Consider the following 1,469-nt stretch of genomic DNA (forward strand, 5'->3'; position numbering starts at 1 on the left):
CCCCGCCGGACCCCTCGGCGATGTGGCCCGGGCCACATCGCCGAGGGGTCCGGCGGGGAACACCACCCCGGGACGGCCGGCGAAGCATGCTCCGCCGGTCAGGACGAGGGACCGGAGCCGGCGCCCTCGGCGAGCATCGCCGCCATACCTCGCAGCAGCATGTCCAGCCCGCCGGCGAACTCCTGGTCCACGCCGATGTGCCGCGCGCGCTGCGCGGTCGCGGACAGGTGGGGGAACCGGTCCGGCGGCAGCTCGGAGATGGCGACCGTGCCGGCGGCCGACAGGGAGCCGAGGTGCTCCTGCTGGATCGCGCCGATGACATAGCCCAGCAGGCCCCGCAGTGCGATGACCTGCTGCCCGCCCTGGAACCCGGCCTCGGAGAGGATGCCGAGCACCACTTCGGACCAGCGCAGCACGGCGGGCGACCGGTGCCGGTGGGTGAGGGTCAGCGGGACGATCTCCGGGTGGGCGCCCACGCAGTCCCGCAGGCGCCCGACCATGGTCTCGACCCGTTGGCGCCAGGGCACCTCCGAGCCCGGCGGCGCGGTGTCGACGGCACCCAGGACGAGTTCCACGACAAGCTGCTCCAGCTGGTCCCGGTCATCGACATATCGATAGAGCGCCATGGTGCTCATTCCGAGCTCCTTGGCGACCGCGCGCATCGACAGCCCCGAGAGGCCCTCGCGATCGATGACGGCGAGGGCGGCCGTGGCGAGCTGGGCCTGGGTGAGTGAACGTGGGCGCGGCATGGCGGTTGACAGCGTACGGCATACGCCTACGCTGGTAGGCGTACGGTGTACTCCTAAGAAGGGACCTCCGATGCGCCCTGGCTCCGTCGTCGCCGCCCGTGAGCTCACCCCCGTCGGCGGACCCCCGGTCTCCGTGCCCGATCCGGACCGGCTGATCCATCTGCAGTTCCGGCGCTTCGCCGGATGCCCGGTGTGCAATCTGCACCTCCGGTCGGTCGTACGGCGGCACCAGGAGATCGAGGCGGCCGGCATCCGCGAGGTCGTCGTCTTCCACTCGCCCGCCGAGGAACTGCTGGAGCATGTGGTCGAGCTTCCGTTCGCCGTCGTCGCCGACCCCGGCAAGCGGTTGTACAGCGAGTTCGGCGTGGAGTCCGCGCTCCGCTCACTGCTGAGCCCCCGCGCGTGGTGGCCGATCGTCCGGGGCGTGGCGAGCAGCGTCTACCAGGTGGCCCGCGGGCGCGAGCGGCTGCCGGCGAACCGGCCCAGCGGCGGGCGACTGGGCCTGCCCGGCGACTTCCTGATCGCGAGTGACGGCCGGGTGATCGCATGCAAGTACGGTGAGCACGCCTACGACCAGTGGTCCGTGGACGAGTTGCTGGCCCTGGTACCCGGCCCGGCCCGAGGCGCCGCCACCGTCCGTTGAGCCCGGCCGGGCGACGGGGAGGCGCGCCGCCCGCTGTAGGGTGACCGCCGACGAGGGGGGGCGGATGGGTCCGAGGG

The 1,469-nt window shown here is 72.8% G+C and carries 2 protein-coding genes; one reads left to right on the forward strand and one right to left on the reverse strand.

From position 1 onward, the window contains the following. Positions 1–98: 98 nt before the first annotated feature. Positions 99–749: a TetR/AcrR family transcriptional regulator gene (locus AOK09_RS36680; RefSeq protein WP_055591484.1), complete on the reverse strand. Its 651-nt coding sequence runs from the start codon at positions 747–749 to the stop codon at positions 99–101. A 70-nt stretch (positions 750–819) separates the two neighbouring features. On the opposite strand from AOK09_RS36680, the gene AOK09_RS36685 reads away from it, so the two are divergent. Continuing rightward, entirely contained in the window at positions 820–1,392 is a 573-nt protein-coding gene (locus tag AOK09_RS36685; RefSeq protein WP_055591485.1) for a peroxiredoxin-like family protein, read from the forward strand. Positions 1,393–1,469: the final 77 nt, after the last annotated feature.

Source organism: Peterkaempfera griseoplana (assembly GCF_001418575.1).
Taxonomy (GTDB): Bacteria; Actinomycetota; Actinomycetes; order Streptomycetales; family Streptomycetaceae; genus Peterkaempfera; species Peterkaempfera griseoplana.